The following is a 244-nucleotide window of genomic DNA, read 5'->3' on the forward strand; positions in this document are numbered from 1 at the left end:
GTTTTATGGATTATGCGCAACGCTTATTTTTTATGCTTTAATAATAGGTTATGGCATTAAAGACGCTATTTTTAAACTGTATGGCCTCTATCTTTTTTGTATCGCTAGCTTTATTTTTTTACAAGAAGGCCAGCCCTATTTATTTACCAATGGCTACTTTTCTGCATATATCAGCCACCTTTATACATTAAGCATTGGTTTAACTATAGTCAGTGCTACTTGGTTTATGAGCGCACTATTAGAG

General features: G+C 33.6%; 1 protein-coding gene. It reads left to right on the top strand.

Annotation, left to right across the window (positions count from 1 at the left end; translation table 11 throughout):
• Nucleotides 1-244 (top strand): 7TM diverse intracellular signaling domain-containing protein (locus AAEY78_RS14570; RefSeq protein ID WP_352340169.1); only part of this gene is annotated, 244 nt, incomplete at both ends.

The sequence above is a fragment of the Psychrobacter sp. 16-MNA-CIBAN-0192 genome (assembly GCF_040309565.1).
Lineage (GTDB): Bacteria > Pseudomonadota > Gammaproteobacteria > Pseudomonadales > Moraxellaceae > Psychrobacter.